Consider the following 24,398-nt stretch of genomic DNA (forward strand, 5'->3'; position numbering starts at 1 on the left):
ACCGTGGAACGAAGAGACAGAGCGCGCTCGGCGCCCCGTGGTGCTGAACTGCGGTGCTGTGTGCGGCACTTACGTTAGGGCGCGCCCGGTGGCCCCTCAACGGGGGATGCCCCTCGCCCGGTTGCGTAGGGAAATCCCTCGGTAACGCACAGACACCGGATCTGGCCGGATCCCGCCGCCCGGACCGCTGGCGGACGGCCGGCGGGACGGATGGCGGGACGGACGGCGCCCGGGCCGCGCGGGTCAGACCGCGCGGCGGCCCGCGGCGAGACGGACGATGTCGACCCGGGAACGGATGCCGAGCTTGCGGTAGACCCGGGTGAGGGTCGCCTCGACGGTCTTGACGCTGATGAACAGGGTCGCGGCGATCTCCCGGTTGGTGGAGCCCTCCAGGACCAGGGAGGCGACCTGCCGCTCCATCGTGGCCAGTCCGTCCAGTTCCGGGGGAGCGGCCGACGGCGACTCCGCCGCGGGACCGACCTGTTCGAGCCACGGCAGGGCCTTCGCGCGGCGGAAGAGCCGGTCCGCCTCGTCCAGTGCGGCGTGGGCGGCGGCCCGGTTGCGGCGTTCGGCCTCGACCTGGGCGAGGGCGAGGACCGCCCGCGCCTCCTCCAGGCCGTAGCCCAGCCCGGCGAGCCGCTGCCGTGCGCCGGTGAGGACGGACACCGCGCTCTCGGGGTTGCCGCGGGCCGCCAGCAGCATGCCCTCGGCGCGCTCCAGCACGGCGAGGATGCTGTGCCGCCTCAGCCGGACGGCGTGTGCGCGGGTCTCGTCGATGACGTCACGCGCCTCGCCGAGCGCGCCGGTGAGCACCAGCGCCTCGGCCAGGTCGCCCTGCCAGCGGCCGCGCGCGGGCTCGGTCACACCCATCTCGCGTTCCAGTTCCCGGACCCGGCGCAGCGCCTCCACCGCGCCCTGCGGGTCCGCGCCGACGAGCCGCGCGTGCCCGAGCGCGTACAACGCCCGTGTCATGTACGGCATGTCGCTGTCGGCCTCGGCCCGCCGTACCGCGTCCCCGGCCAGCGACAGGGCGCGCTCCACCGTGCCGCCCCCGGCCTCGGTGAGGGCGGCGATCTGCAGCGCGAAGCCCTCGCCGATGCCGATGTCCTCGGCCAGCCGCAGGCTCTCCCTGGCCAGTTCGAGGGCCGTTCCGCAGCGGCCGGAGCGCAGCTCGATCTCGGCCAGGCTGCGCACGGAGTAGACCTCGCTCTCCACCGCGCCGCGCTGTCGCGCCTCGCCGACCAGCCAGGTCAGCGCGGTGCGTGCCTCGTCGAGCTGATCGCTCATCAGCAGGTAGCGGGAGCGGATGTAGACCGGGCCGTTGTGGTTCATGGCGACGTCGGGGTCCTGCGGTTCCGCGGAGGCCAGCGCCAGGGTGGCGGCGGCGTCGGGGTGGCCCATCGTCGTCTCGTTGAGCGCCTTGAAGGACAGCGCGAGCAGTTCGGTCCGCCGGTCGCCGGCCTGGGCGGCGAGCGCCGCCGACCGGGCGGCCTCGGCGCGGGCCTGGTTGATCTGGCCGTCCACCAGGGCCCGCCAGGCGACCTGGTAGCGCACCAGGGCCTGGAGCCGCGGGTCGTCGCCCGCGTCCGCCAGGGCCTGCGGGTAGACGTCGTCGACCTCGGACAGGGCCTGGCCGACGGAGTCGATCACCACGATCCACGCCCGCACACGGTCGGCCGGTTCGGTCGCGACCGCCAGCACCTCGCGGGCGGTGGCACGGGCCAGTTCGGGCTCGGCGGCGGTCAGCGCGTCCTCGGCGGCCCGCAGTCGCCGCTGATCGGCGGTCGGGAGCGCGCCGGCCGGGGTGTGCCGGGCGGCCAGCAGGCCCAATTGCGCGGCCATCGAGGGTGCGCCGCGCAGCCGGGCCTCGTCCGCGGCCTCGGCCAGGCTCGCCGCGACCCGCCGGTCCTTGCCGGTCGTCGCCAGCGCCAGGTGCCGGGCGCGCTCGATCGGGTCGCCGGCCGCCGCGGCCAGCGCCGCGTGGGCGCTGCGCCGGTCCTCCGGGGTGGCCTCCGCGTACAGGGCCGCGGAAATCAGCGGGTGGGCGAAGCGGATGAGCCCGCTGTGGTCGTGGTCCATCTCGACCAGGCCGAGCGAGGCCGCGACCCCGGTCTCGCTCTCGGCGTTGGCCCGCCCGGCGCTGCGCAGCGTCGCCAGGGTGGGGCGCGCCCCCGCGCTGGCGATGAGCAGGGTGCGCCGGGTCTCGGCGGACAGCATCTCCAGCCGGTTGAGCACGAGCGCGCGCAGTGAGGTCGGCACCGGCAGCGGCTCGCCGGGCTGCGGCGGCGTCCGGCTCTCCGCCAGGGCGCGGCCCAGCTCCAGCGCGAACAGCGGATTGCCGCCGCTGGTGACGTGGATGTCGCGGACGACCGCGCGCGGCAGCCCGGTGTGCCCGCGCGCTTCGAGGAGTTCGGAGACCTGGGGGCGGGACAGCGGCGTCACGCGCAGCGTCATGGCGTCCTGCGGGAACGCCCACAGATAGCGTTCCTGCTGGTCCTGCGGATCGGCGTCGGTGCGCACGGCGCCGAGCACCCGCACCGGCAGTCCCGCCACGCGGCGGGCCGCGAACGCGAGCAGTTCGGCGCTCGCAGGGTCCATCCACTGCAGGTCGTCCACGACGATCAGCACCGGTCCCCGCGCGGCGAGCGCGCGCAGCACCGACAGCACGGCCAGCCGCAGGGCCAGTCCGTCCCGTTGCAGCGAGGACTCGCCGCGTCCGGTCAGCGCCGACTCCAGCGCGGCGCGCTGCGGGGCCGGCAGTCCCTCGGACACCTCGTCGGCGACCAGCCCGAGCAGGTCGACCAGGGCGAGGAAGGGGAGATGGGACTCCGATTCCGTCGCGGAACAGCGCAGGACGGCGGTGGCCCCGTCGGCGCATTCGGCCGCGAGGGTCCGCAGGACGGTGGACTTCCCGATTCCGGCCGGGCCGTACAGCAGGAGGCTGCCCCCCTCGGTCACATGCCCGCGGGCCCGCGCGAGCACATCACCTCGCCCAATCACCTGGTCGGGACGGGGTCTGGCCGGCACGTCGAAGACCTGCTCCACGGTCGCCGCTCCCCTCAGTGTCGTGTTCGGGACAATGTTAAGCAAAGGGCCATTGAAACCCGACAGGTATGTGGCTGGCAGAGTTTATTGATTGTCCGCTATACGGAATATCCCTCTGGCGCAGAATTTATATCCGGCGATGAGGGACCAAGTCAGGAAAAAGCCGGGAGTCGCTCCGCCCTGACGTCCTTTCAGTGCCCGCGATACCCGGTGGTGAACCCCGGTTCCCCTGGTTCCCCCAGTGACCCTCCCCGGCCTCCGGCGGTCCGCGCGCTGAGCCATACGGGCGGGCTTGACGCACAGCGACGTGTCGCGGCGCCCTCGCGGCGTCCGGTGGCCGATCGTCGCTGTGGGAATGGTGACGGAGCGTCAGCCCCGCCCATGCCGTGGCCGCCGCCACGCCTCCAGCGGCGGCCACGGACCTGCCACCGCTCCATGACGCGGCCGCTACGGCAGCAGCCCCGCCCGGCGGGCCGCGACCACGGCCTCCAGGCGGCTGTGCGCGCCGAGCTTGCGCATGGCGGAGCGCAGGTAGCTCTTGACGGTCTCCGAGCGCAGCCCCAGCCGGTCGGCCGCCGCGGCGTTGGTGGCGCCGCCGGCGACACAGGCGAGGACGTCGATCTCACGGACGGACAGCGGCGCGGGCCGGGCGCCGGGATCGGGCGGGGCGGCCGAGGCGAAGGACGCGGCGGCCAGCCGGCCGCAGGCGGCGAGCAGTTCCTGCCGCAGCAGGGGATCGGCGACGCGGTGGGCGAGGGCGCGCAGTTCCCCATGGGCCTCGCGGACCTCCTCCCACGCCGCCGGGTCGCCGGCCGTCGGCTGGCGGCAGGTGGACAGCAGGCGGTCCGCCTCGTCGCGCACCACGAGCCGGTGCTCCAGTTCACGGGCCGCCTCGACCGCGGCGCTGACCGGCCGGTCGCCGAGCGCGGTCGGGTGGCGCAGCGCGCCGTACAGGACGCCCCGCACCCGGCGGCGTACGACCACCGGCACCGCGAGCACCGAGCGCAGCCCCTCGGCGGCCACGGCGGCGTCGTACTCGTGGCTGATCACGCGGGAGGCGCCGTAGTCGGTGACCGCCAGCGGCCGGCCGAGCGCGATGGTCTTACCGCCGAGGCCGTTGCCGAGGGTGACGGCGAGCCCCTGCAACGAGGCGGTGGCGGTGCCGGACAGCTCGGATATGCGCAGTTCACGGGGGTCGGGGAGCAGCCCGCCGAAGGCCACCGGCAGCCCGCTGGCACGCCGCATCCGCAGCAGCGCCGCCCGCAGCTCCGCCGCCTCGCCCGTGCCCGTCCCGCTTCCCGGCATCTCCCCGCCGCTCCTTCACCCCCGATCGGGGGTAGAGCTCTGTCGCTGACAACAGGATGCTACTGAGGGGGCAGGCAATAAGGAGGACACATGGCGGCAACCAGCCGGACAGACGAGTTCCGGTCGGCCCGGGACTTCCTGCTGCGCCACCGGGAGGACTACAAGACGGCGTACGAGGGCTTCCGCTGGCCGCGGCCCGAGCACTTCAACTGGGCGCTCGAGTGGTTCGACGTGATCGCCGAGGGCAACGACCGCCCGGCGCTGCACATCGTCGAGGAGGACGGCGCCGAGACCGTCGTCTCCTTCGCCGCCATGTCCGAGCGCTCGAACCGGGTGGCCGGCTGGCTGCGTGAGCGAGGCGTGCGCGCCGGTGACCGGATCGTCGTCATGCTGGGCAACCAGGCCGAGTTGTGGGAGACCGCGCTCGCCGCCATGAAACTGCGCGCCGTGGTCATCCCGGCCACACCTCTGCTCGGGCCGGCCGATCTCACCGACCGCGTGGAGCGCGGGCAGGCCCGGCATGTGATCGTCCGATCCGCGGACACCGCCAAGTTCGACGCGGTGCCGGGGGAGTACACCCGGATCGCGGTCGGCGGCGCGCCGGAGGGCTGGCTCGCGTACGAGGACGCCGCGGACGCCCCCGCGGACTTCGCGCCGGACGGCGAGACCCGCGCCGACGAGCCGCTGATGCTCTACTTCACCTCGGGCACCACCGCCCGGCCCAAGCTCGTCGAGCACACCCATGTGTCCTATCCGGTGGGCCACCTGGCCACCATGTACTGGATCGGCCTGCGCCCCGGCGACGTCCACCTCAACATCTCCTCGCCGGGCTGGGCCAAGCACGCCTGGTCCAACCTGTTCGCGCCGTGGAGTGCCGAGGCGACCGTCTTCATCCACAACTACGCGCGCTTCGACGCGGGCCGCCTCATGGCCGAGATGGACCGGGCCGGCGTCACCAGCTTCTGCGCCCCGCCGACCGTCTGGCGCATGCTGATCCAGGCCGACCTGAGCGCGCTGCGCACTCCGCCGCGCGAGGTCGTCGCCGCAGGGGAGCCGCTGAACCCCGAGGTCATCGAGCACGTGCGGCGCGCCTGGGGGCTCACCATCCGGGACGGCTTCGGCCAGACCGAGACCGCCGTCCAGGTCGCCAACCCGCCCGGCCAGCCGCTCAAGCCGGGCTCGATGGGCCGCCCGAGCCCGGGCTACGCGGTGGAGCTGGTGGACCCGGTCACCGGCAAGCCGGGCGACGAGGGCGAGATCTGCCTGGACCTGTCCGCCCGCCCGGTCGGCCTGATGACCGGCTACGAAGGGGACCCGGAGCGGACCGCCGAGGCGATGGCGGGCGGCTACTACCGCACCGGCGACATCGGCTCGCGCGACGCCGACGGCTACATCACCTACGTGGGCCGCTCGGACGACGTCTTCAAGGCCTCCGACTACAAGATCAGCCCGTTCGAGCTGGAGAGCGCCCTGCTGGAGCACGACGCCGTCGCCGAGGCGGCCGTCGTACCGTCGCCCGACCCGCTGCGGCTGGCCGTGCCCAAGGCGTACGTGGTGCTCGCCGAGGGCTGGGAGCCGGGCGCGGAGACCGCGGCCGCGCTCTTCGCGCACTCCCGGGAGGTGCTCGCCCCGTACAAGCGGGTGCGCGTCCTGGAGTTCGCCGACCTGCCCAAGACCGTCTCCGGCAAGATCCGCCGCATCGAGCTGCGGCAGCGCACCGCCGAGCGCTCCACCGGCACCGAGTACCGCGAGGAGGACCACAAGTGACCGCACCCGCGGAACCGGCGGCAACCGGGGAGCCCATGGAGTTCTCCTACGCGAGCGGCACCGGCACCACCGCGCTGCTCGGCGACACCATCGGCCGCAACCTCGCCCGCGCCGTGGCCGCCTGGCCGGACCGCGAGGCCCTGGTCGACGTGGCCGGCGGCCGCCGCTGGACGTACGCGCGGTTCTCCGAGGCCGTGGACGACGTGGCGCGCGGTCTGCTCGCCAAGGGTGTCGGCAAGGGCGACCGGGTCGGGATCTGGGCGGTCAACTGCCCGGAGTGGGTGTTCGTGCAGTACGCCACGGCGCGCATCGGCGCGATCATGGTCAACATCAACCCGGCGTACCGGGTGCACGAGTTGGCCTACGTCCTCAACCAGGCGGGCATCGAGGTGCTGGTCTCCTCGACCGCGTACCGGGACAGCGACTACCGGGCCATGGTCGACCAGGTCCGCCCGGAGTGCCGCTCGCTGAGCGAGGTCGTCTACATCGGCGACCCCAGCTGGGACGCGCTCGTGGCGGCCGGCGCCCATGTGCCGTACGAGCAACTGGTCGAGCGTGCCGCCGAGTTGTCCTGCGACGACCCGGTCAACATCCAGTACACCTCCGGCACGACCGGCTTCCCCAAGGGCGCGACGCTCTCGCACCACAACATCCTCAACAACGGCTGGTCCGTCGGGGAGCTGATCGCCTACACCGAGCAGGACCGGGTCTGCCTGCCGGTCCCGTTCTACCACTGCTTCGGCATGGTGATGGGCAACCTCGGCGTCACCTCGCACGGCGCCTGCATCGTCATACCGGCCCCCACCTTCGACCCCGCGGCCACGCTGCGGGCGGTGGAACAGGAGCGCTGCACCTCGCTCTACGGGGTGCCGACGATGTTCATCGCCGAGCTCAACCTGCCCGACTTCGCGACGTACGACCTGTCCTCGCTGCGCACCGGCATCATGGCGGGCTCGCCCTGCCCGGTGGAGGTCATGAAGCGGGTCGTCGCCGAGATGCACATGGCCGAGGTCTCCATCTGCTACGGGATGACCGAGACGTCGCCGGTGTCCTGCCAGACCCGCCGCGACGACGACCTGGAACGCCGCACCGGCACGGTCGGCCGGGTCCTGCCGCACATCGAGGTCAAGGTCGTCGACCCGGGCGGCGTGACCGTCCCGCGCGGCGTGGCGGGCGAACTGTGCACCCGCGGCTACTCGGTGATGCTCGGCTACTGGGACGAGCCGGACAAGACCGCCGAGGCGATCGACGCGGGCCGCTGGATGCACACCGGCGACCTCGCGGTGATGCGCGAGGACGGCTACCTGCAGATCGTCGGCCGCATCAAGGACATGATCATCCGCGGTGGGGAGAACGTCTATCCGCGCGAGATCGAGGAGTTCCTGTACGGGCACCCCAAGATCGCCGATGTGCAGGTGGTCGGCGTCCCCGACGAGCGCTACGGCGAGGAGATCCTCGCCTGCGTCATCCTCAGGGACCCGGCCGAGGCGCTCACCGTCCAGGAGCTCGCCGACTACTGCCGCGGACGCCTGGCGCACTACAAGGTCCCCCGTCACCTGCGGCTCATGGATTCCTTCCCGATGACCGTGAGTGGCAAGGTGCGCAAGATCGAGCTGCGGGAGGCCTTCAGCCCGCGGTGACGGCCTCGGTGGCCGCCGCGATCCGGAGGGCCACCTCGCGCGGCGGTATGTCGGTGGTGTCCACCACCGTGCCCGCGGCGTGCAGCCAGGGCAGGGCCGCTTCGTACGCCCCGAGGTGGTCCAGCCGCCACTGCCGGCCGGTGGTCTCGACGGTGTCCTCCTCGATGCGCCGCGTCAGGGTTGCGCTGTCGGTGTGCAGCACGAAGTGCCGTACGGTCAGGCCCCGTTGGGTCAGGCCGTCGCGGATCTCGGCCCAGTAGGCCTCCACGGTCACGGTCTGGGGCACGATCAGCGGACCGCCGAGGAAACCCTGCACCTGCGCGATCGACTCCACGGCCAGCGCGCGCCACGGCGGCCACTCCTGGAAGTCCGGCACGGGCGCGGGTTCCGCCAGGACATGGCGCAGCATGAAACCCACCTGCTCGGTGTCGAAGACATGCGCCCCCGGCAGCAGGCGGGCCAGCTCCGCGGAGGTCGTGGTCTTGCCCGCGCCGAAGGTCCCGTTCAGCCAGAGGATCGTGCTCATCGGACGAGTGTGGCACTGCGGTCGCGCTCGTGGGCGGGCCGGGTCACCGGATCAGCACGTGTCCATGAGGGCGAGGAAATTCCAGTCCTCGCCGGGCTCGAAGTTCGAGAAGTTCCACACGGTGAAATGGCTGACGGAGAGGGTCCAGCCGCGCCGGGCGTACCTGACGGAGTCGGGCGACTGCCTCGGCGCGGGGTCGAGAGGCCGCCAGCCGTGCCGGCGCAGGCTCGCGGTGATGCGGGAGGCCGTACCCCGCGCAGCCACGGGATGGAAGTCCTTCGTCACCAGGCACTCTTCGCGTGGCGGGCGCCCGTACTTGTCGGCGGCGACGATCGTCACGCCCGTCACGGTGTACGGCTCGGGCACGGCACCCGACGCGGGCTTCACGGTGGCGGTGTCCGACACGGTGCTCGTCTCGGGCGCCGCATCCGACTCGAGCTCCACGGCGGCGATGTCCGCCGTGACGGCCGCCCTGCTCATCGGCTTCTCCGTGATCGCCGCGTCGCCGGCCGCCGCCCACACCACGGCCGCGGCCAGCGCGGCCACCGCCGCCCGCCGCGGCCTTCGTGCCCGTGACCCCATGCGTGCGTCAGACGCTGCTGGTGCCGGAGCCGTCGCTGTCCTCCGGGGCGTCGCTGCGGTTCGGGGCCAGGCACAGGACGAACCGGGTGGACCCGTGCTCCTGGGAGAACGCGGCCACACTGCCGGGGTGCGCGCCGCACAGGCTGGTGTCGCTGGTGCCCTCGAAGCGGTCGACGACCTTGTACTGGGCCTTGGGGGAAGCGCAGTCGACGACCGAGACATCGGGGAAGAGCGCGTCGCCGCCGGCGTGCACGCAGTCGCCGACGGCGGCGTACTCGGCGTCGTCGTGGAGGAAGTACCACAAGGTGCCGACGATCGCCACGGGGAGCAGCAGACCGAAGGCGACCGGACGCAGGAAGAGGGGCCTGCCCGGGTCGGCGGGCCTGCGCGGGGCGCCGGGCACGGGCTCGCCGAGCCGTCTGATCTTCACCCACTGCCTGATGTTGAGCAGCATGACGAGGGGGTTGATCAGCATCGACGCGGCGCCCCACCAGCCCTGCACCATGCTGTCGCCGGTCATCTTGCGGACGGCGGCGAGGCCGCAGGACCGGCAGAACCGGCCCCTGACCTTCAGCCACCGCATGATGACGATCATGCCCTGGTGGCCGCGGACGGTGGCGGCCGTCGCGGGCACCGAGCCGCAGTAGCTGCACGAGGGGCCGTAACCCGGGACGTCGACGCTCATCGACTGTTGCGGCAGGTACGGCCACTGGAACGGGTACAGCGACGGCGGCCGCTGCGCGTCGGAGTGCGGCTGTCCCTGCGGCTGTTCCTGCGCCTGGGTCTGCGTCGCGGGCGCGGGCGGCGTCGGTGTGGTCACGGAGGTCCCCCCCGGGATCTGTGGTGCTGAAGTGCGGTGCTGATGCGCGTGTGGAGCCTCCGCACCCTACTCGTCCGTACACGCGTTCCACCACGGATTTCGGTACCGGCACCGCCCCATCTTCTTGACCGGTGCGCTGGGCACGCCCTATGTTCGATGTAGTTCCACATAACAAAAATATCTTTCCGTATCACGGAAAAGTAGAGAGTGGGCTAGGGCGCGACACCTGGACCGCAGGACGACGCAGGAGTGAGCGAATGCCTCGAATGACCGCCGCCCGAGCGGCTGTGGAGATCCTCAAGCGGGAGGGCGTCGACACCGCGTTCGGCGTGCCCGGTGCCGCGATCAACCCCTTCTACGCGGCCCTCAGGGCCTCCGGCGGCATCGCCCACACCCTCGCCCGCCACGTCGAGGGTGCCTCCCACATGGCCGAGGGCTACACCCGTACCGCGCCGGGGAACATCGGCGTCTGCATCGGCACTTCGGGTCCGGCGGGCACCGACATGATCACCGGCCTCTACTCGGCCATCGGCGACTCGATACCCATCCTGTGCATCACCGGCCAGGCACCCACCGCCGTGATCCACAAGGAGGACTTCCAGGCCGTCGACATCGCCTCCATCGCCGCGCCCGTCACCAAGGCCGCGACCACCGTGCTGGAGGCCGCACAGGTCCCCGGCGTCCTCCAGCAGGCATTCCACCTGATGCGCTCGGGCCGCCCCGGCCCGGTCCTCGTCGACCTGCCGGTGGACGTCCAGCTCACCGAGATCGAGTTCGACCCGGAGACCTACGAGCCGCTGCCGGTCTGGAAACCCGCCGCCAGCCGGCGCCAGATCGACAAGGCGCTGGCGATGCTGAACGCCGCGCAGCGCCCGCTGATCGTCGCCGGCGGCGGCGTCATCAACGCCGACGCCTGCGCCCTGCTCGTGGAGTTCGCCGAGCTGACCGGCACCCCGGTCGTGCCGACCCTGATGGGCTGGGGCGCCATCGCGGACGACCATCCGCTGAACGCCGGAATGGTGGGCCTGCAGACCTCGCACCGCTACGGCAACGCGACGTTCCTGGAATCCGACTTCGTGCTCGGCATCGGCAACCGCTGGGCCAACCGGCACACCGGCCGCATCGACGTGTACACCGCGGGCCGCACCTTCGTGCACGTCGACATCGAGCCCACCCAGATCGGCAAGATCTTCGCCCCGGACTACGGCATCACCTCCGACGCCGCGGCCGCCCTGGAGCTCTTCGTCGAGGTCGCCCGGGAACAGAAGGAGGCGGGGCGGCTGCCGGACCGTGCCGCCTGGGCCGCGTCCGCGCGCGACCGCAAGGCCACACTGCACCGCCGCACGCACTTCGACGACATCCCGATGAAGCCGCAGCGGGTGTACGAGGAGATGAACAAGGCCTTCGGGCCCGAGACCCGGTACGTCTCGACCATCGGGCTCTCCCAGATCGCCGGCGCCCAGATGCTGCACGTCTACCGGCCCCGGCACTGGATCAACTGCGGCCAGGCCGGCCCGCTCGGCTGGACCGTTCCCGCGGCCCTGGGGGTGGCGAAGGCCGACCCGGAGGCGTCCGTGGTGGCCCTGTCCGGCGACTACGACTTCCAGTTCATGATCGAGGAACTGGCGGTCGGCGCGCAGCACCGCATCCCGTACGTGCACGTCCTGGTGAACAACGCCTACCTGGGCCTGATCCGCCAGGCACAGCGCGCCTTCGACATCGACTTCGAGGTCAACCTGGAGTTCGAGAACGTCAACTCGCCCGAACTGGGCGTCTACGGCGTCGACCACGTCAAGGTCGCCGAGGGCCTGGGCTGCAAGGCGCTGCGGGTCACCGACCCGGCGGAGCTGGGCGCCGCCTTCGAACTGGCGAAGAAGCTCGCCGCCGAGCACCGGGTGCCGGTGGTGGTCGAGGCGATCCTGGAGCGCGTCACCAACATCGCGATGAGCGTCACCAACGACATCGGCAACGTGGTGGAGTTCGAGGAACTGGCCACCGAGCCCGGCCACGCGCCCACCGAGATCCTCCCGCTCGCCGGCGCCTGACCGCCGGCGTGGTGTCCGGTCGCCGCATCCCGATCTCCGGCGGATGCGGCGGCCGGCCTCACTCGGAGGGTGCGGCGGCCCCGCCTACAGCGGGCCGAAGAGCCAGTTGCCGGGGGCCGCGGGATCGGTGCCGATGTAGTAGGCGCGGATCGCCGTCACGAGCTCGGACGTGCTCACCAGGCCGTCGCCATCGATGTCGAGACGGTCGAAGGCCGCGACGACCGCGGAGGCCGGGGTGTTGAACGCGCGCTGCAGGATCTCGAACTCCCCCCGCTGGACCCGCCCGTCACCGTCGGTGTCGCAGAGGTGGACGACCGCCTCGGCGGCGGGATGGAAGACGGGGTCGAAGGCCGGGCCCTCGATGAAGGCCCGGGTCATGCCGTGGCGGTACTCCTCGGAGGACAGCCGCCCGTCGCGGTCGCCGTCGGCGTAGGCCGCGAGCTCCGCCCAGACGGCGTCGAGGCGCACCACGACCGACCTGCCCTTGGGCGAGGTGGGGGACTGGCCGAAACCGTGAATCAGCCGCGCGCCGACGTCCTGCAAGTCGGCGCGCTCGGCATACCCGTTGCCGTCCGTGTCCAGACGGCGGAAGGATATGTCGAGCTTGCGCTTCAAGAGGGCGGTAGACATCGCTGCGTCCTGACGTAGTCCTGGGGTCTCCTGGAGTCGGGAGAGGGGAACCTCTCGATGTTCCCCCGGGAGCGCCGCTCGCGCGACCCGAGTGACCACGCAGGGTGATGCCGGGGGCAGGGCCCGGCGTGCCCGGGCCCTCGGGCAGAGACCCTCAGGGCCGGGCGCGAGGGCCGGTGCGGATGAGGGCGTCCGCGGCGTCGTTCACCGGCTGCGGCGTGCCGGTGAGGTCCATGACGAACAGCGGCACCCCGAGCTGGTCGGCCCGCAACCGGGCGTCGTGCGCGTAGCCGGCCAGCGAGAAGAAGGCGCCCGAGGCGTCCTCGTTGAGGCAGTTCAGCCAGAGGGTCTCCACATCCCGCAGCACGCTCGGCCGGGTCGTGGGGTCCACCTGGGCGACGACACCGTCCCCGCGCAGGTCGATGCCGTTGGCCGCACGCTCCGAGGCGATCCGCACCCCGCCGAAGCCGAGCCACTTCAGATACTGCGCGGCGGCGGTGAGCGCGTCCCGCGCGGTGCGGATCGTCACCGGCCGGAAGGGAGCCCGCTGCCCCGGCGCCGTGGGCGCCGTTCCGGCGGGGTGCTCGACGGCGGCGGGCCGGGAGGGCGGCATCCGCAGCGCCCGGGTGTCCACCGGCAGCCGGATCACCGCCCCGCACTCGCAGCCCAGTTCGGGCTGCGGCCACTGGTCCTCGCGGTGGCAGTCGGGGCAGCGCATGCCCACCCACGAGTCGGACCAGGAGCGGTGGCGGATCAGCAGAGGGATGCCACCGCGCAGCAGCGGCAGCGCCAGAGGCGTGCCGCAGGCACAGGGGAAGACGGGGGCGGTGTACGTGTGCTCCCGGCGGCAGGCCGGGCAGCGCACGGGCACGCTCTCTGCCATGGTTCGAGACTCCAGGGCGGGTGCTTACCGGGCGGCGGACGTACCCTCCATGTTCTCCTACGGTACGCCGCTCCCGCAGCTCTCCCGCCTTCCCGCGCGCGCCGGTTGGCGCGGGCCGGGGTCCGCGCCGCCAGGACCAACCCCTCAGAAGTTCATGGCGGCGCGGACGGTGCGTGGCCCTCCCTGGTCGAGGGGAGGGATTCCGGGCGGCGGCGTCCGACGGGCGCGACAGGACGTGCGGACGCCACCGCCCGGAAGTCGGGGTCAGCCGGTGACCGGCAGACCGGACAGGCGCTCCACGCCGCGCAGCAGGGCGGAGTGGTCCAGGCCGCCGTCGCCCTGGGCGCGCAGCGCGGCCACCAGGCCGGCGACGACGGAGCCGACCGGCAGCGCGGCGCCGACGGAGCGCGCGGCGTCGGTGACGATGCCCATGTCCTTGTGGTGGAGGTCGATGCGGAAGCCGGGGGCGAACTCGCGGTGCAGGAAGTTCCGCTTCTTGCGGTTCAGCACCGTGGAGCCGGCCAGACCGCCGCCCAGCACCTCCAGGGCCGCGCCGAGGTCGACGCCCGACTTCTCCAGGAAGACCACGGCCTCCGCGCAGGCCTGGATGTTGACGGCGACGATCAGCTGGTTGGCCGCCTTCACGGTCTGGCCGGCGCCGTGCGGGCCGCACCGGACGATGGTCCTGCCGAGCGCCTCGAACAGCGGGCGGGCCTCCTCGAAGTCGGCCTGGGCGCCGCCCACCATGATGGACAGCGCCGCCTCGATCGCCCCCGCCTCGCCGCCGGAGACCGGGGCGTCCAGGACCCGGATGCCCCTGGCCGCTGCGGCGTTGGCCAGGTCGACGGAGGTCTGCGGCGTGATCGACGACATGTCGACCAGCAGGGCGCCCGCCTTCGCATGGGCCAGGATGCCGTCGTCCCCGTACGCGATCGCCTCGACCTGCGGGGAGGCCGGGACCATGGTGACGACGACGTCGGCGTCCCCGACGGCCTCGGCGACCGAGCCCGCGGCGGTGCCGCCGGCGGCCGCGAGGCGGTCGAGCTTGTCCTGCTCCAGGGTGTAGCCGGTGACGGAGTACCCGGCCTTGATCAGATTCTCCGCCATGGGGGAGCCCATGATGCCGAGGCCGATCCAGGCCACCTTGGGGAGGGAGGGGCGGGAGGAGCCGGAGGATGCCGGGGGCGTGGTGGTCATGATGTCCTCTCGGGTTGCTGGGCGGCGTCGGCGAGCCAGCCGAAGGAGGCGGCGCTCCCGTCCGGTCCCGGCTTGTACTCCAGGCCGATCCAGCCGTCGTAGCCCGCCGTGCGCAGGCGGTCCACGAGGCCGGCCAGCGGCAGCGAGCCCGTTCCCGGGGCGCCGCGGCCGGGGTTGTCGGCGATCTGGACGTGGCCGGTGCGGTCGGCGTAGGCGTCGATCACGGCGGGCAGGTCCTCACCGTTCATCGACAGGTGGTAGAGGTCGAGCAGGAACTTGGCGTTGCCCAGGCCGGTTTCCGCGTTGACCTTGTCGACGACCTCGACGGCGGCGGGCGCGCTGACCAGCGGACAGCGCGGCGACTCCACGGCGTTGAGGGCCTCGACGAGCAAGGTCGCGCCGACCCGGTGGGCGGCGTGCGCGGCCCGGACCAGGTTCTCCAGGGCGAGTTCGTCCTGCGCCTCGGCGCTCGAGCCCTCGACCCGGTTGCCGTAGAGGGCGTTGAGGGCGGTGCAGCCGACCGAGCGCGCGAAGTCCGCGGCGATGTCGATGTTGGCGCGGAAACGGGCGGACTCCTCGCCGGGCACGGACAGCGCGCCGCGGTCGGGTCCCGGCAGCTGCCCCGCGTAGAAGTTCAGCCCGACCAGCCGGGTGCCGGCGTCCTCCAGGGCGGAGCGCAGCTCGTCGAGCCGTGCCTTCGGCGGGGTGGGGGCGTCCGGCCACGGCCACCACAGCTCCACCGCGTCGAAGCCCGCGGCCGCGGCGGCGGCCGGGCGTTCCAGGAGCGGGAGTTCGGTGAAGAGGATCGAGAGGTTCACATCGCAGCGCGTGGAGTCGAAGCCCATCTCGTGCGCCCCTTCCGTCCGGTGCATCGGCTCGTTGACTTCCGTATCTTCCGCATTACGGAAACTGATTTCTGCTCAACGGAAGACTGGTTCACCCGGCCGGGGACTGTCAAGAGGGATGTCCTCGAAAGCCGCTGACCAGCTAGGTTGAAGGCGTGCGTCTGAGACTGGAATTCACCACCGAGCCCTTCGATCTCGACGTGCTCCCGGAGCACGCCGTGGTGGCCCGGGACGTCGTCGGCTCGGCCGCGCTGGAGAAGGTCGACGTCGGGCCGTTCGGCAACACGGCGGAAGGCGCAGTCGACCAGGTGGTGGACGCGGTCGGCGACCTGCTGCGGCGCACCCTCGGCGCCGGGGCCACCCGGGTGTCGCTGCAGATCAGCGTCATCGGGGAGGCGGATCGATGACCGCGGACGGCGAGCACCCGTTCAGCGCCGCCATCACACCGCTCGTCGCCGCGATGGGGGCGGAGATGGTGCCGCCCGGGGAGGCGCGCGGCGACGACGTCGTACTGAGCTGGGAGGGCGAGGCGGTCGTGGCGGTACGCCTGCCGCACCTGGCCGACTCCCTCGATCACCTCCTGGCGGACCTCGAGCGCCGGCACGGCCGCGCGCTGGCCGAACTCGGCCGCAAGGAGAAGCAGACGGTCGTGCGCATCCTGGAGGAACGCGGCGCGTTCTCGGTGCGGCACGGGGTGGAGACGGTCGCCTCGGCCCTTGGGGTGAGCCGCTTCACCGTCTACAACTACCTGAACCGGGAGAACGCGGCAAAGGAGCGCGAGTAGCCGCTCGCCGTCGCCCGTCCGGGGGTCGCACGGCCGCCACGGGATGGCATTTTTCAACAAAGTGTTGACCGCTGGGGGCGGACGCTCCTAGCGTGCTGGTGTGACTTCCCGTCCCTCCCCGGGCCTGGCCCGGTTCAACAGCGCCGGAGCGGCGGAGGCGGCCGCCCTGCTGCGCGAGGTCTGCGCGAGCCGGTCCTGGGGCGCGGAGGTGGCCGCCGGCCGCCCCTACGGGAGCGTCGAGCTGCTGCTCGCCGCGAGCGACGCGGCGACCTCGGGACTCGCCGCGGACGACCTGGCCGAGGCGATGGCCGCGCACCCGCCGATCGGCCGGCCGAAGCCCGGCGACCCGGCCTCCGCCCGCGAGCAGAGCGGCGTCCAGGACTCCCTGCGCGCCCGGCTGCTGGAGCTGAACCTCGCGTACCAGGAGCGGCACGGCCACGTCTTCCTCATCTGCGCCACCGGCCGGACCGGCGACGAGATGCTGGCCGCCCTGGGCGAGCGGATCGGGAACGACTCCGCCACCGAACGCGGGATCGTCCGCATCGAGCTGGGGAAGATCAATCGCATCCGGCTCACCCGGCTCGTCGCGCCCGCCGAGGAGGACCCCTCATGACGTCCGTGTCCACCCACGTCCTGGACACCAGTGTCGGCCGCCCCGCCGCGGACGTCGCCGTCCTGCTGGAGGTCCGGGCCGGTGGCGACGCCCCCTGGGTGCCACACGGCGCCTCGGCGACGGACGCCGACGGCCGCTGCAAGGACCTGCCGGCACTGCCCGGCACCACGACCCACGTACGCCTGCAGTTCGCCACCGGGCCGTACCTCACCCGCACACGGGCCGAGGGCCGGCAGGACGCCCCCCGCACCGGGGACAGCGGAGCCTTCTTCCCCGAAGTGGCGGTCGTCGTCGCCGTCGAGCCGGGCGAGCACTACCACGTACCGCTGCTGCTCAACCCGTTCGGCTACTCCGTATACCGAGGGAGCTAGCACCGACATGTCGCCCACCCGTCTCGGCCAGAACCAGTACGGCAAAGCGGAGACCCGCGTCGTCCGCGTCACCCGCGAGGGCCGCACGCACCACGTCAGGGACCTCAATGTCTCCGTCGCGCTGTCCGGCGCCATGGACGAGGTCCACTACTCCGGCAGCAACGCCAACGTCCTGCCCACCGACACCACCAAGAACACGGTGTTCGCGTTCGCCAAGCAGTACGGGATCGACTCCGCCGAGCAGTTCGGCATCCAGCTCGCCCGGCACTTCGTCACCAGCCAGGACGCGATCGAGCGGGCCAGGATCCGCATCGAGGAGTACGCCTGGGACCGCATCACCGACGAGCACTCCTTCGTCCGCGGCGGCCGGGAGACCCGTACCGCCGAGGTCGCCTTCGACGGCACGCACTGGCAGGTGCTGTCCGGACTGAAGGACCTCGTCGTCATGAACTCCACCGACTCCGAGTTCTGGGGCTTCGTCAAGGACCCCTACACGACGCTGCCGGAGACCCGCGACCGCGTCCTCGCCACCGAGGTCGCCGCCCGCTGGCGGTTCGGCTGGACCCGCGAGGAGGACCCCGCCCCCCGCTGGGAGGAGTCGTACGCCGAGGTCCGCCGCCACCTCCTGGATGCCTTCGCCGGCACCTACTCGCTCTCGCTCCAGCAGACGCTGTACGCCATGGGGGAACGGATCGTCGAGCACCGCCCGGAGATCGACGAGGTGCGGCTCTCGCTCCCCAACAAACACCACTTCCTGGTCGACCTCGAACCCTTCGGCCTGGTCAACGACACCCCCGACAGCGCGGTGTACTTCGCGGCCGACCGCCCCTACGGACTCATCGAGGGCACGGTCCTGCGCGAAGGGGCCGAGCCCCGCATCCCGGTGACGGACTGACCGGACCGAACGGACTGAGAGGCCCGCCATGACCGCCGCAGCGGAACGCATCGTCATCGAGAACTGCGCCGTCGCCACCGTCGACGCGCACGGCACGGAGTACGCGGACGGCCACGTCGTCGTCGCCGGCAACCGCATCGAGTCCGTCGGCGCCGGTCGCGCCCCCGCGGGACTGCCGGACGTCGTGCGCAGGGTCGACGGGACCGGCCATCTGCTCACCCCGGGCCTGGTCAACACCCACCACCACTTCTACCAGTGGATCACCCGGGGCCTGGCCACCGACCACAACCTCTTCGACTGGCTCGTCGCCCTCTACCCCACCTGGGCGCGCATCGACGAGCCGATGACCCACGCCGCCGCCCAGGGCTCCCTGGCGATGATGGCCCGCGGCGGCGTCACCACCGCCATGGACCACCACTACGTCTTCCCGCGCGGCACCGGCGACCTGTCCGGCTCCATCATCCGGGCCGCCGCCGGCATGGGCGTGCGCTTCACCCTCGCACGCGGCTCCATGGACCGCGGCGCGTCCGACGGCGGCCTGCCGCCGGACTTCGCCGTCGAGACCCTGGACGGCGCGCTCGCCGCGACCGAGGAGACGATCGACCGGCACCACGACGCCTCCTTCGACGCCATGACGCAGATCGCCGTCGCGCCCTGCTCCCCGTTCTCGGTCTCCACCGCACTGCTGCGCCAGGGCGCCGAACTGGCCCGGCGCAAGGGCGTGCGGCTGCACACCCACGGCAGCGAGACCGTCGAGGAGGAGCAGTTCTGCAAGGAACTCTTCGGCATGGGGCCGACGGACTACTTCGAGTCCACCGGCTGGCTCGGCGCGGACGTGTGGATGGCGCACTGCGTCCACATGAACGACGCCGACATCGCCGCCTTCGCCCGCACGCGGACCGGCGTCGCCCATTGCCCGTCCTCCAACGCCCGCCTCGCCGCGGGCATCGCCCGCGTCCCCGACATGCTCGCGGCCGGGGTCCCCGTCGGCCTCGGCGTGGACGGCACCGCCTCCAACGAATCGGGCGAGCTGCACACCGAGTTGCGCAACGCACTGCTCGTCAACCGCCTCGGCCCGCACCGCGAGGCCGCGCTGAACGCGCGCCAGGCGCTGCGGCTGGGCACGTACGGCGGTGCCCAAGTGCTCGGCCGGGCCGAACAGATCGGCTCCCTGGAGCCGGGCAAGCTCGCCGACCTCGTCCTGTGGCGGATGGACACCCTCGCCCATGCCTCGATCGCCGACCCGGTCACCGCCCTGGTCCTCGGAGCCGCGGCCCCCGTCACCCTCTCCCTGGTGAACGGCCGCCCGGTGGTCGAGGAGGGCCGGCTGGTCACCGCCGACGAGGGCGCCATCGCGCGTGCCACCCGCACCGAGGCCCGGCGCCTCGCGCGGATCGCGGGCCTGACGGGCTGAACCCGTGCCGTGCGTACGGCGGGCAATGCGGTGGAGCCGCCCGCGGGTGCTCTGTTACGGTCCCCGTGCCGGCCGCGGGACTCCGGTGCGACTTCCGGAACCTGCCCTTAACGCAATGATTCGCTGCTCGCGCCCCCATTCCCCGGCCGGCGTCCACAACCGGGGGAGCGGATCGGACATGGGTGAGCGGGGGGCGGCCGTCGCGGCCGAGGACGTGCTGCTGTTCGTCAATGCGGCGATCACGGCCACCGGGCAGCGCGAGTTCCGCGACAGCGCCGGGCAGCAGCGGCTGTCCCTGGACTTCCTGCACGCGTACATGGTGGGCAACTACCGCGACCTGTACGCCGGGGTGCTCGCGCTGGACATCAACGACCACAACGCGGTCCTGATCGTCCGCGGGCTGCTGGAGACCGCGGCCGAGGCGACCGCCGAACAGCGACGCCGAGAGGGCCGGCTGATCGCCGCCCGGCTGGCGATGCTGCCGCCGCAGCGGGTGTACCGCCTCTTCGGCGCGCTGCGCCGGGCCGGGGTGAACAACCGGCGCACCCGCGCCATCGTCCGCGATTGGCTGGCCGCGCGCCCGGACCTCGCGTTGGACGCCGTCAAGTACCGCGGCGGACTCCGGCAGACCTTGCGGCACACCCATCTCGCCCCCGGCGGCGGCGAACTGGGCGCGTTCGTCTTCCGGCCGTTGACCCGGGCCCACTACGCCACGCCCCTGCTGGAGGCGTGGCGCCGCGCGCACTACGAGCAGGCGGCGCTGTACGAACTGCCGTACACCGTCGCCGAGGGATTCGCCGCCAAGCACGGCGTCCCCCGGGAGGTGTTCCTGGAGCGCATCGCCCCGCGTATGACGCGCCTGGAGACCCTGCGTCTGCGGGAGGCCGCCAGGGAGCGCGGCACGGCGCCCGTGCCGGGCGAGCTGGACCGTATGCCGCTGACCCGGCTGGCCTCCTATGTGCTGGCGCTGCCCCTGGACGAGCGCCGGAGCCGGCGCGGCGAGCTGACCGGAGCCCTGGAGGCGGCCGCGGCGCGGGTGGCCGGCCGGCACCGCGGAAGCTGGGGCAAGGTGACCGCCGTCCTGGACGACAGCTTCTCCGCCTCCGGATCGGGCACCAAGCGCCGCCGCCCGCTGGCCGTCGCCCTGGGCTGCCATCATCTGCTCGCGGCCCTGGCCGGCGAGTACACCGGGCTGTGGACCTCCGGCCGGGACGACGCGCTGCTGGTCCACCCGTACGGTCCGACACCGCTGGGCCGGCGCGTGCTCGACGCCCTGGAGACCGCGCCGACCCGACTGGTGATCGTCTCCGACGGCTGGGACAACGCGCCCCCGGGCCTGGCTGCCGAGGTGCTGCGGGTGTGGCGCGCCCGCCTCGATCCCACCGGGCGGACCAGTGTCGTCCACCTCAACCCCGTCTACGACGCGGACGCGTTCGACGTGCGCCGGCTGTCCGCGACCGTGGCCACGGCCGGGATCCGCGACGCCGAGGACCTGCCCGCGCTCGTGGAGATCGCCCAGTTCGCCGAGGGCCGCACCGAACTGGCCGCACTCACGGCCTACATGGACGCCCGCGCCGACCGCATGACGGCCGCCGGGGCCACGGGACGCAAGGCGGCCTCCCGGTGACCGCGATGGACCTGACCGGCCTCGACACCCGCCCCTCCCAGGTGTGGGGCGCGGTGCGCCTCGTGCCCCTGGTGCGCTCCGCACCCGTCGAGGACCTGCGCCTTCACCCACGGATCATGGGCGACGGCCCCGCGGTGGTGAGCGTCGGTCCACGCACGGACTACTTCTCCTACATCCCGCACGCCTTCGTCGCCGACTGGACCGACGACGGCACTCCGGCGGCCGCCTACGGCACCCACCTGGCCGCCGCAGGGGAGGGGCCGCCGCCCGCCACCACCGTCCTGCGCTTCCACCGCAGGACGGCCCGCCGCGAGGACAAGCACCGGCTGCGCTTCCTCCCGCTGCACCTGGCCCTGGAGGGCTGTCTGGCCCTGCACTTCGGCGGCCCCTCGGTCGCCTGGGAGGAGTGGTCGCAGCGGGCGCTGCGCCGCGGTCTGTCGCCGCGCGTCGAGCAGGCGTACACCGGCGCCCAGGTCACCGGACTCGCGGACGCGCTGCGGGTCTTCGAGATCCACCCCGGGCAGTGCGGTGTGCTGCTCTACGTCGCCGACGCCCTGGCGGCGGTGTTCGTCGTGCCGCACCCGGACGACTACCGCGTGCTCCACCCCACCCTCGTGCAGGACCTGTACGGCGAACTCGTCCACCACTACGCGCTCCTGATGCCGCCGGTGCAGGAGTTCCGGGCCCGCGTGGCCGACGAGGGCGTCGACTCGCTGGCCCGGCTGCGCGCGGCGGCCGAGGAACAGGAACGCGCCTGGGCCGACTTCCACGACACGACGATGGCCACGGGGGCGACGGAACAGGACGGGACCTGGCGGACGGTGTACCGGATGGGGCCCTTCACCCTCTCCCGCTTCCTGCCGGAGTTCCGGCCCAAGCGGGAGAACCACATCGGCGAGGCCATCACGGACCGCGCGGGCCGGACGGTGTACCTCAAGTCCTTCCGGCTCTCGGAGAGCCAGGTCCGCCGCGGCCACCTCCTCAGCCGCCTGGCCGCCCACGACTGGCGCCTGGCGGACACGGCGGCCGGCCTCGGCATCGACGCAGCGGCCCTCGGCCTGCGCCTGGAGTCGGCCGGCTTCGGGTTCCTGCTCCGGCAGGACGTGCTGGACGCCTATCGGAAGCGGGCGGCGCCGCGGCGCGGCGTACAGTGACAAGGGAGTGCGGATCACCGTCCCGACGGTCCTGATCAGGGAGAAGGCCGTGCGGCTCCATGTAGACGAGCGCCATGAACGGGTCCTCGCACTGGTCCGCGCACGGGGCAGCCTGCGGGTGGCGGACCTCGCCGAGGAACTGGGCGTCTCCGCGGTGACCCTGCGCCGGGACGTCGAGGCGCTGGCCACCCAGGGGCGGCTGCGGCGCGTGCACGGCTCGGTCGTATGGCCGGGCGCGGCGGCCGGCGCCGCACCGGACACCGCCGCCGCTCCCGCGGAGGTCCGGGACGCCGAGGGCGTGGTCGCCGGCATGGTCGTCCCCACGCTCGACCACCCGTTCGGTGAGATCGTCGAGGGCGCGCGCGACGCACTGGAGGCCCGCGGCGGGCGGCTGGTGCTCGGCCTGAGCGGACACGCCGAGGGCGACGCCGAGCAGGCCGGACGTCTGGTCGCGGCCGGCGCGGACGGACTGCTGCTCACCTGCGACCGGGCGCCGGGCCCCGACTCCGGCGGCTGGGTCCCCGGGACCGGGGTGCCCGCGGTGCTCGTGGAGCGGGCGGCCCCGCCGGGCAGCCCCGGGGCCGATCTGGACCACGTCCGCTGCGACGCCGCGCACGGCGCGGCGACGGCCGTGCGCCACCTGGCCTCGCTCGGCCACCACTCGGTCGCCCTGGTGCTGCGGGAGGCCGCGGACGCGGATCACCTGCGGGCCGGGTACGCCGCCGCCGTCGAGGCGCTGGAGCTGACCCCGGCGCCCGGCTCGCCGTACCTGGCGCCCGCGCGGCTGCCCGAGGCCGAGCGGATCGAGCGGACGGCCGAACACCTGCGGGCGCTGGCCGAGGAGCACGGCGTGCGCGCGGTGCTCCTGCACGGCGACGAGTTCGCGGTCGTGCTCGTCCCCCGGTTGCGGGCGCTCGGTGTGCTCGTCCCCGAGGACCTGGCGATCGTCGTCCACGGCGACCAGGTGGCGAGCCTGGCCGACCCCCCGCTCACGGCGATCGCACCGCCGGAGCGCGCGGTCGGCGAGGCCGCCGTGGCGCTGCTGCTGGAGCGGATCGCCGAGGACCGACGCGGTGACCGCGGGCCGCGCCGGCACGTCGACCTGCTGCCCTCCCTGCGGGTACGGGCCTCGTGCGGGGCGGTCCTCAGGGCCGCGGGTCGTGCGTGACGGCGAGCAGGGCCATGTCGTCGTTGCGGGGGCCGCCGGTGTGCAGGTGGACGTCGTCCAGCAGGGCCTGCAGCAGTTCGGCGGGCCCGTCGAAGCGCACACCGGCGAGCCGGGTGACCGGGTCGTAGAAGGTGCCGTCGGCATTGCGCGCCTCGGTGACGCCGTCGGTGTGCATCAGCAAGGAGGCGCCGGGCGGGAAGGGCAGGGCGTCCACCGCGGCCACCCCGGTCTCCAGACCCATGCCGAGGGGCAGCGCGTGCTGGGAGGGCTCGGCGTAGTGGACCCCGCCCTCGCGGAGCACGAGCGGCGGGGGATGGCCGCGGTTGACGAGACGGAGCTCCCCGCCGTCCAGGGCGATCTCCACCAGGACGGCGGTGGTGAAGCCCTCCAGCCGGTCCAGGCCCTCGCGTCGTTCGGACTCCCGCCACAGCGCGCGGTCCATGCGCGCGGCCAGCCCGGCGAGCGTCGGCTCCTCGTCGGCCGCCATGCGGAAGGCGCCCAGCACCACCGTGGCCGCCTCGACCGCCTCCATGCCCTTGCCACGGACGTCGCCGATGACGCAGCGCAGCCCGAAGGGGGTCTCCTGGACCGCGTAGAGGTCGCCGCCGATGTCCGCGTCCTGCTCGGCGGCCTCGTAGCGGGCGGCGATCCGGAACGGCCCGACGCGTTCCGGCGGCTCGGGCAGCACCGCCCGCTGCACCGCTGCCGCGATGCCCCGGGCGGAGCGCAGCCGCACCTCGCGGACGTGCAGCACCCGGTTGATGAAGACCGCGACCGCCGCTACCGCCGTGATCGACAGCAGCTCGCTGATGCCGCCCGCCCCGTTGATGTAGCCGAAGTGGTTGAGGATGCCCGCGTCCGCCGCGATGGCCCCGATGCCGATCAGGCACGTGCCGCGCAGTGACATCAGCGGCGCGGCGATCATCGGGGCGACGGAGTAGAAGGCCGTGCCGCTGAACTCGGCGGGAGTCAGATAGTCCACGAGGAAGCCGCCGACGAGCAGCACGACGGGCAGCAGCCGGACGTAGCGCGCCACATCCCTGCGGTCGTCGGTGCCGCCCTCGTCGACACTTCCCACGCGCGCGCT

22 protein-coding genes are annotated in these 24,398 nt (G+C 73.1%); 12 read left to right on the forward strand and 10 right to left on the reverse strand.

Going from position 1 to position 24,398, the window contains the following annotated elements; all coding sequences use genetic code 11:
• Positions 1 to 243: 243 nt before the first annotated feature.
• Together ACFYXS_RS11660 and ACFYXS_RS11665 are read right to left on the reverse strand one after the other, a co-directional pair.
• Entirely contained in the window at positions 244 to 3,045 is a 2,802-nt protein-coding gene (locus tag ACFYXS_RS11660; protein WP_389246516.1) for an ATP-binding protein, read from the reverse strand.
• Between the two features lie 447 nt (positions 3,046 to 3,492).
• Positions 3,493 to 4,350, reverse strand: a complete 858-nt coding sequence (locus ACFYXS_RS11665) for a response regulator transcription factor (protein ID WP_389246518.1) — start codon at positions 4,348 to 4,350, stop codon at positions 3,493 to 3,495.
• A gap of 90 nt (positions 4,351 to 4,440) precedes the next feature.
• On the opposite strand from ACFYXS_RS11665, the gene ACFYXS_RS11670 reads away from it, so the two are divergent.
• On the forward strand, positions 4,441 to 6,117 hold the full coding sequence (locus ACFYXS_RS11670; RefSeq protein ID WP_389246520.1) for an AMP-binding protein: 1,677 nt from the start codon (positions 4,441 to 4,443) through the stop codon (positions 6,115 to 6,117).
• 35 nt (positions 6,118 to 6,152) lie between these two features.
• The gene (locus ACFYXS_RS11675; RefSeq protein WP_389246895.1) at positions 6,153 to 7,757 is read left to right on the forward strand and encodes an AMP-binding protein; all 1,605 of its coding nucleotides are present in this window, start codon (positions 6,153 to 6,155) and stop codon (positions 7,755 to 7,757) included.
• Here the strand turns inward: ACFYXS_RS11675 and ACFYXS_RS11680 are convergent.
• The 3 genes from ACFYXS_RS11680 to ACFYXS_RS11690 are packed head-to-tail and all read right to left on the reverse strand — an operon-like array spanning position 7,744 to position 9,685.
• Positions 7,744 to 8,283, reverse strand: coding sequence for an AAA family ATPase (locus ACFYXS_RS11680; protein WP_389246522.1), 540 nt, complete (start codon positions 8,281 to 8,283; stop codon positions 7,744 to 7,746). The genes ACFYXS_RS11675 and ACFYXS_RS11680 overlap by 14 nt on opposite strands.
• 51 nt (positions 8,284 to 8,334) lie before the next feature.
• Positions 8,335 to 8,829, reverse strand: a complete 495-nt coding sequence (locus ACFYXS_RS11685; protein ID WP_389246524.1) for a hypothetical protein — start codon at positions 8,827 to 8,829, stop codon at positions 8,335 to 8,337.
• Between the two features lie 43 nt (positions 8,830 to 8,872).
• Positions 8,873 to 9,685, reverse strand: a complete 813-nt coding sequence (locus ACFYXS_RS11690) for a hypothetical protein (RefSeq protein ID WP_389246526.1) — start codon at positions 9,683 to 9,685, stop codon at positions 8,873 to 8,875.
• Positions 9,686 to 9,942: 257 nt separating this feature from the next.
• Here ACFYXS_RS11690 and gcl point away from each other — a divergent pair, with 257 nt between their 5' ends.
• Entirely contained in the window at positions 9,943 to 11,730 is a 1,788-nt protein-coding gene (gene gcl, locus ACFYXS_RS11695) for a glyoxylate carboligase (protein WP_389246528.1), read from the forward strand.
• Positions 11,731 to 11,814: 84 nt separating this feature from the next.
• On the opposite strand, the gene ACFYXS_RS11700 is transcribed toward gcl, so the two are convergent.
• From ACFYXS_RS11700 to ACFYXS_RS11715, 4 genes are all read right to left on the reverse strand, one after another.
• Positions 11,815 to 12,360, reverse strand: a complete 546-nt coding sequence (locus tag ACFYXS_RS11700; protein ID WP_389246530.1) for an EF-hand domain-containing protein — start codon at positions 12,358 to 12,360, stop codon at positions 11,815 to 11,817.
• 154 nt (positions 12,361 to 12,514) lie between these two features.
• Positions 12,515 to 13,243 (reverse strand): hypothetical protein, encoded by a 729-nt coding sequence (locus ACFYXS_RS11705; RefSeq protein ID WP_389246532.1) that lies wholly within the window; start codon positions 13,241 to 13,243, stop codon positions 12,515 to 12,517.
• Between the two features lie 264 nt (positions 13,244 to 13,507).
• On the reverse strand, positions 13,508 to 14,440 hold the full coding sequence (locus ACFYXS_RS11710; protein ID WP_389246534.1) for a 2-hydroxy-3-oxopropionate reductase: 933 nt from the start codon (positions 14,438 to 14,440) through the stop codon (positions 13,508 to 13,510).
• The gene (locus ACFYXS_RS11715; protein WP_389246897.1) at positions 14,437 to 15,285 is read right to left on the reverse strand and encodes a TIM barrel protein; all 849 of its coding nucleotides are present in this window, start codon (positions 15,283 to 15,285) and stop codon (positions 14,437 to 14,439) included. Before ACFYXS_RS11715 ends, ACFYXS_RS11710 begins: the two co-directional genes overlap by 4 nt.
• Positions 15,286 to 15,440: 155 nt before the next feature.
• On the opposite strand from ACFYXS_RS11715, the gene ACFYXS_RS11720 reads away from it, so the two are divergent.
• From ACFYXS_RS11720 to ACFYXS_RS11760, 9 genes are all read left to right on the forward strand, one after another.
• Positions 15,441 to 15,692: a hypothetical protein gene (locus tag ACFYXS_RS11720; RefSeq protein ID WP_389246536.1), complete on the forward strand. Its 252-nt coding sequence runs from the start codon at positions 15,441 to 15,443 to the stop codon at positions 15,690 to 15,692.
• A complete protein-coding gene (locus ACFYXS_RS11725) occupies positions 15,689 to 16,069 on the forward strand; it encodes a helix-turn-helix domain-containing protein (protein WP_389246538.1) in 381 nt (126 codons plus the stop codon). The genes ACFYXS_RS11720 and ACFYXS_RS11725 overlap by 4 nt, the downstream gene beginning before the upstream one ends.
• Positions 16,070 to 16,169: 100 nt before the next feature.
• Positions 16,170 to 16,682, forward strand: coding sequence for a 2-oxo-4-hydroxy-4-carboxy-5-ureidoimidazoline decarboxylase (uraD, locus tag ACFYXS_RS11730; protein ID WP_389246540.1), 513 nt, complete (start codon positions 16,170 to 16,172; stop codon positions 16,680 to 16,682).
• A complete protein-coding gene (gene uraH, locus ACFYXS_RS11735) occupies positions 16,679 to 17,053 on the forward strand; it encodes a hydroxyisourate hydrolase (protein ID WP_389246543.1) in 375 nt (124 codons plus the stop codon). The genes uraD and uraH overlap by 4 nt, the downstream gene beginning before the upstream one ends.
• 7 nt (positions 17,054 to 17,060) lie before the next feature.
• A complete protein-coding gene (pucL, locus tag ACFYXS_RS11740) occupies positions 17,061 to 17,948 on the forward strand; it encodes a factor-independent urate hydroxylase (RefSeq protein ID WP_389246545.1) in 888 nt (295 codons plus the stop codon).
• A 28-nt stretch (positions 17,949 to 17,976) separates the two neighbouring features.
• Entirely contained in the window at positions 17,977 to 19,362 is a 1,386-nt protein-coding gene (locus ACFYXS_RS11745) for an 8-oxoguanine deaminase (protein WP_389246547.1), read from the forward strand.
• A 178-nt stretch (positions 19,363 to 19,540) separates the two neighbouring features.
• Positions 19,541 to 20,989, forward strand: a complete 1,449-nt coding sequence (locus ACFYXS_RS11750; RefSeq protein ID WP_389246550.1) for a hypothetical protein — start codon at positions 19,541 to 19,543, stop codon at positions 20,987 to 20,989.
• Positions 20,986 to 22,143 (forward strand): hypothetical protein, encoded by a 1,158-nt coding sequence (locus tag ACFYXS_RS11755; RefSeq protein WP_389246552.1) that lies wholly within the window; start codon positions 20,986 to 20,988, stop codon positions 22,141 to 22,143. Before ACFYXS_RS11750 ends, ACFYXS_RS11755 begins: the two co-directional genes overlap by 4 nt.
• A gap of 49 nt (positions 22,144 to 22,192) precedes the next feature.
• The gene (locus tag ACFYXS_RS11760; RefSeq protein ID WP_389246554.1) at positions 22,193 to 23,311 is read left to right on the forward strand and encodes a substrate-binding domain-containing protein; all 1,119 of its coding nucleotides are present in this window, start codon (positions 22,193 to 22,195) and stop codon (positions 23,309 to 23,311) included.
• Here ACFYXS_RS11760 and ACFYXS_RS11765 read toward each other — a convergent pair.
• A complete protein-coding gene (locus tag ACFYXS_RS11765) occupies positions 23,289 to 24,389 on the reverse strand; it encodes a PP2C family protein-serine/threonine phosphatase (protein ID WP_389246557.1) in 1,101 nt (366 codons plus the stop codon). The genes ACFYXS_RS11760 and ACFYXS_RS11765 overlap by 23 nt on opposite strands.
• Between the last annotated feature and the right edge of the window lie 9 nt (positions 24,390 to 24,398).

This window comes from Streptomyces sp. NPDC002574 (assembly GCF_042889545.1).
GTDB lineage: Bacteria > Actinomycetota > Actinomycetes > Streptomycetales > Streptomycetaceae > Actinacidiphila.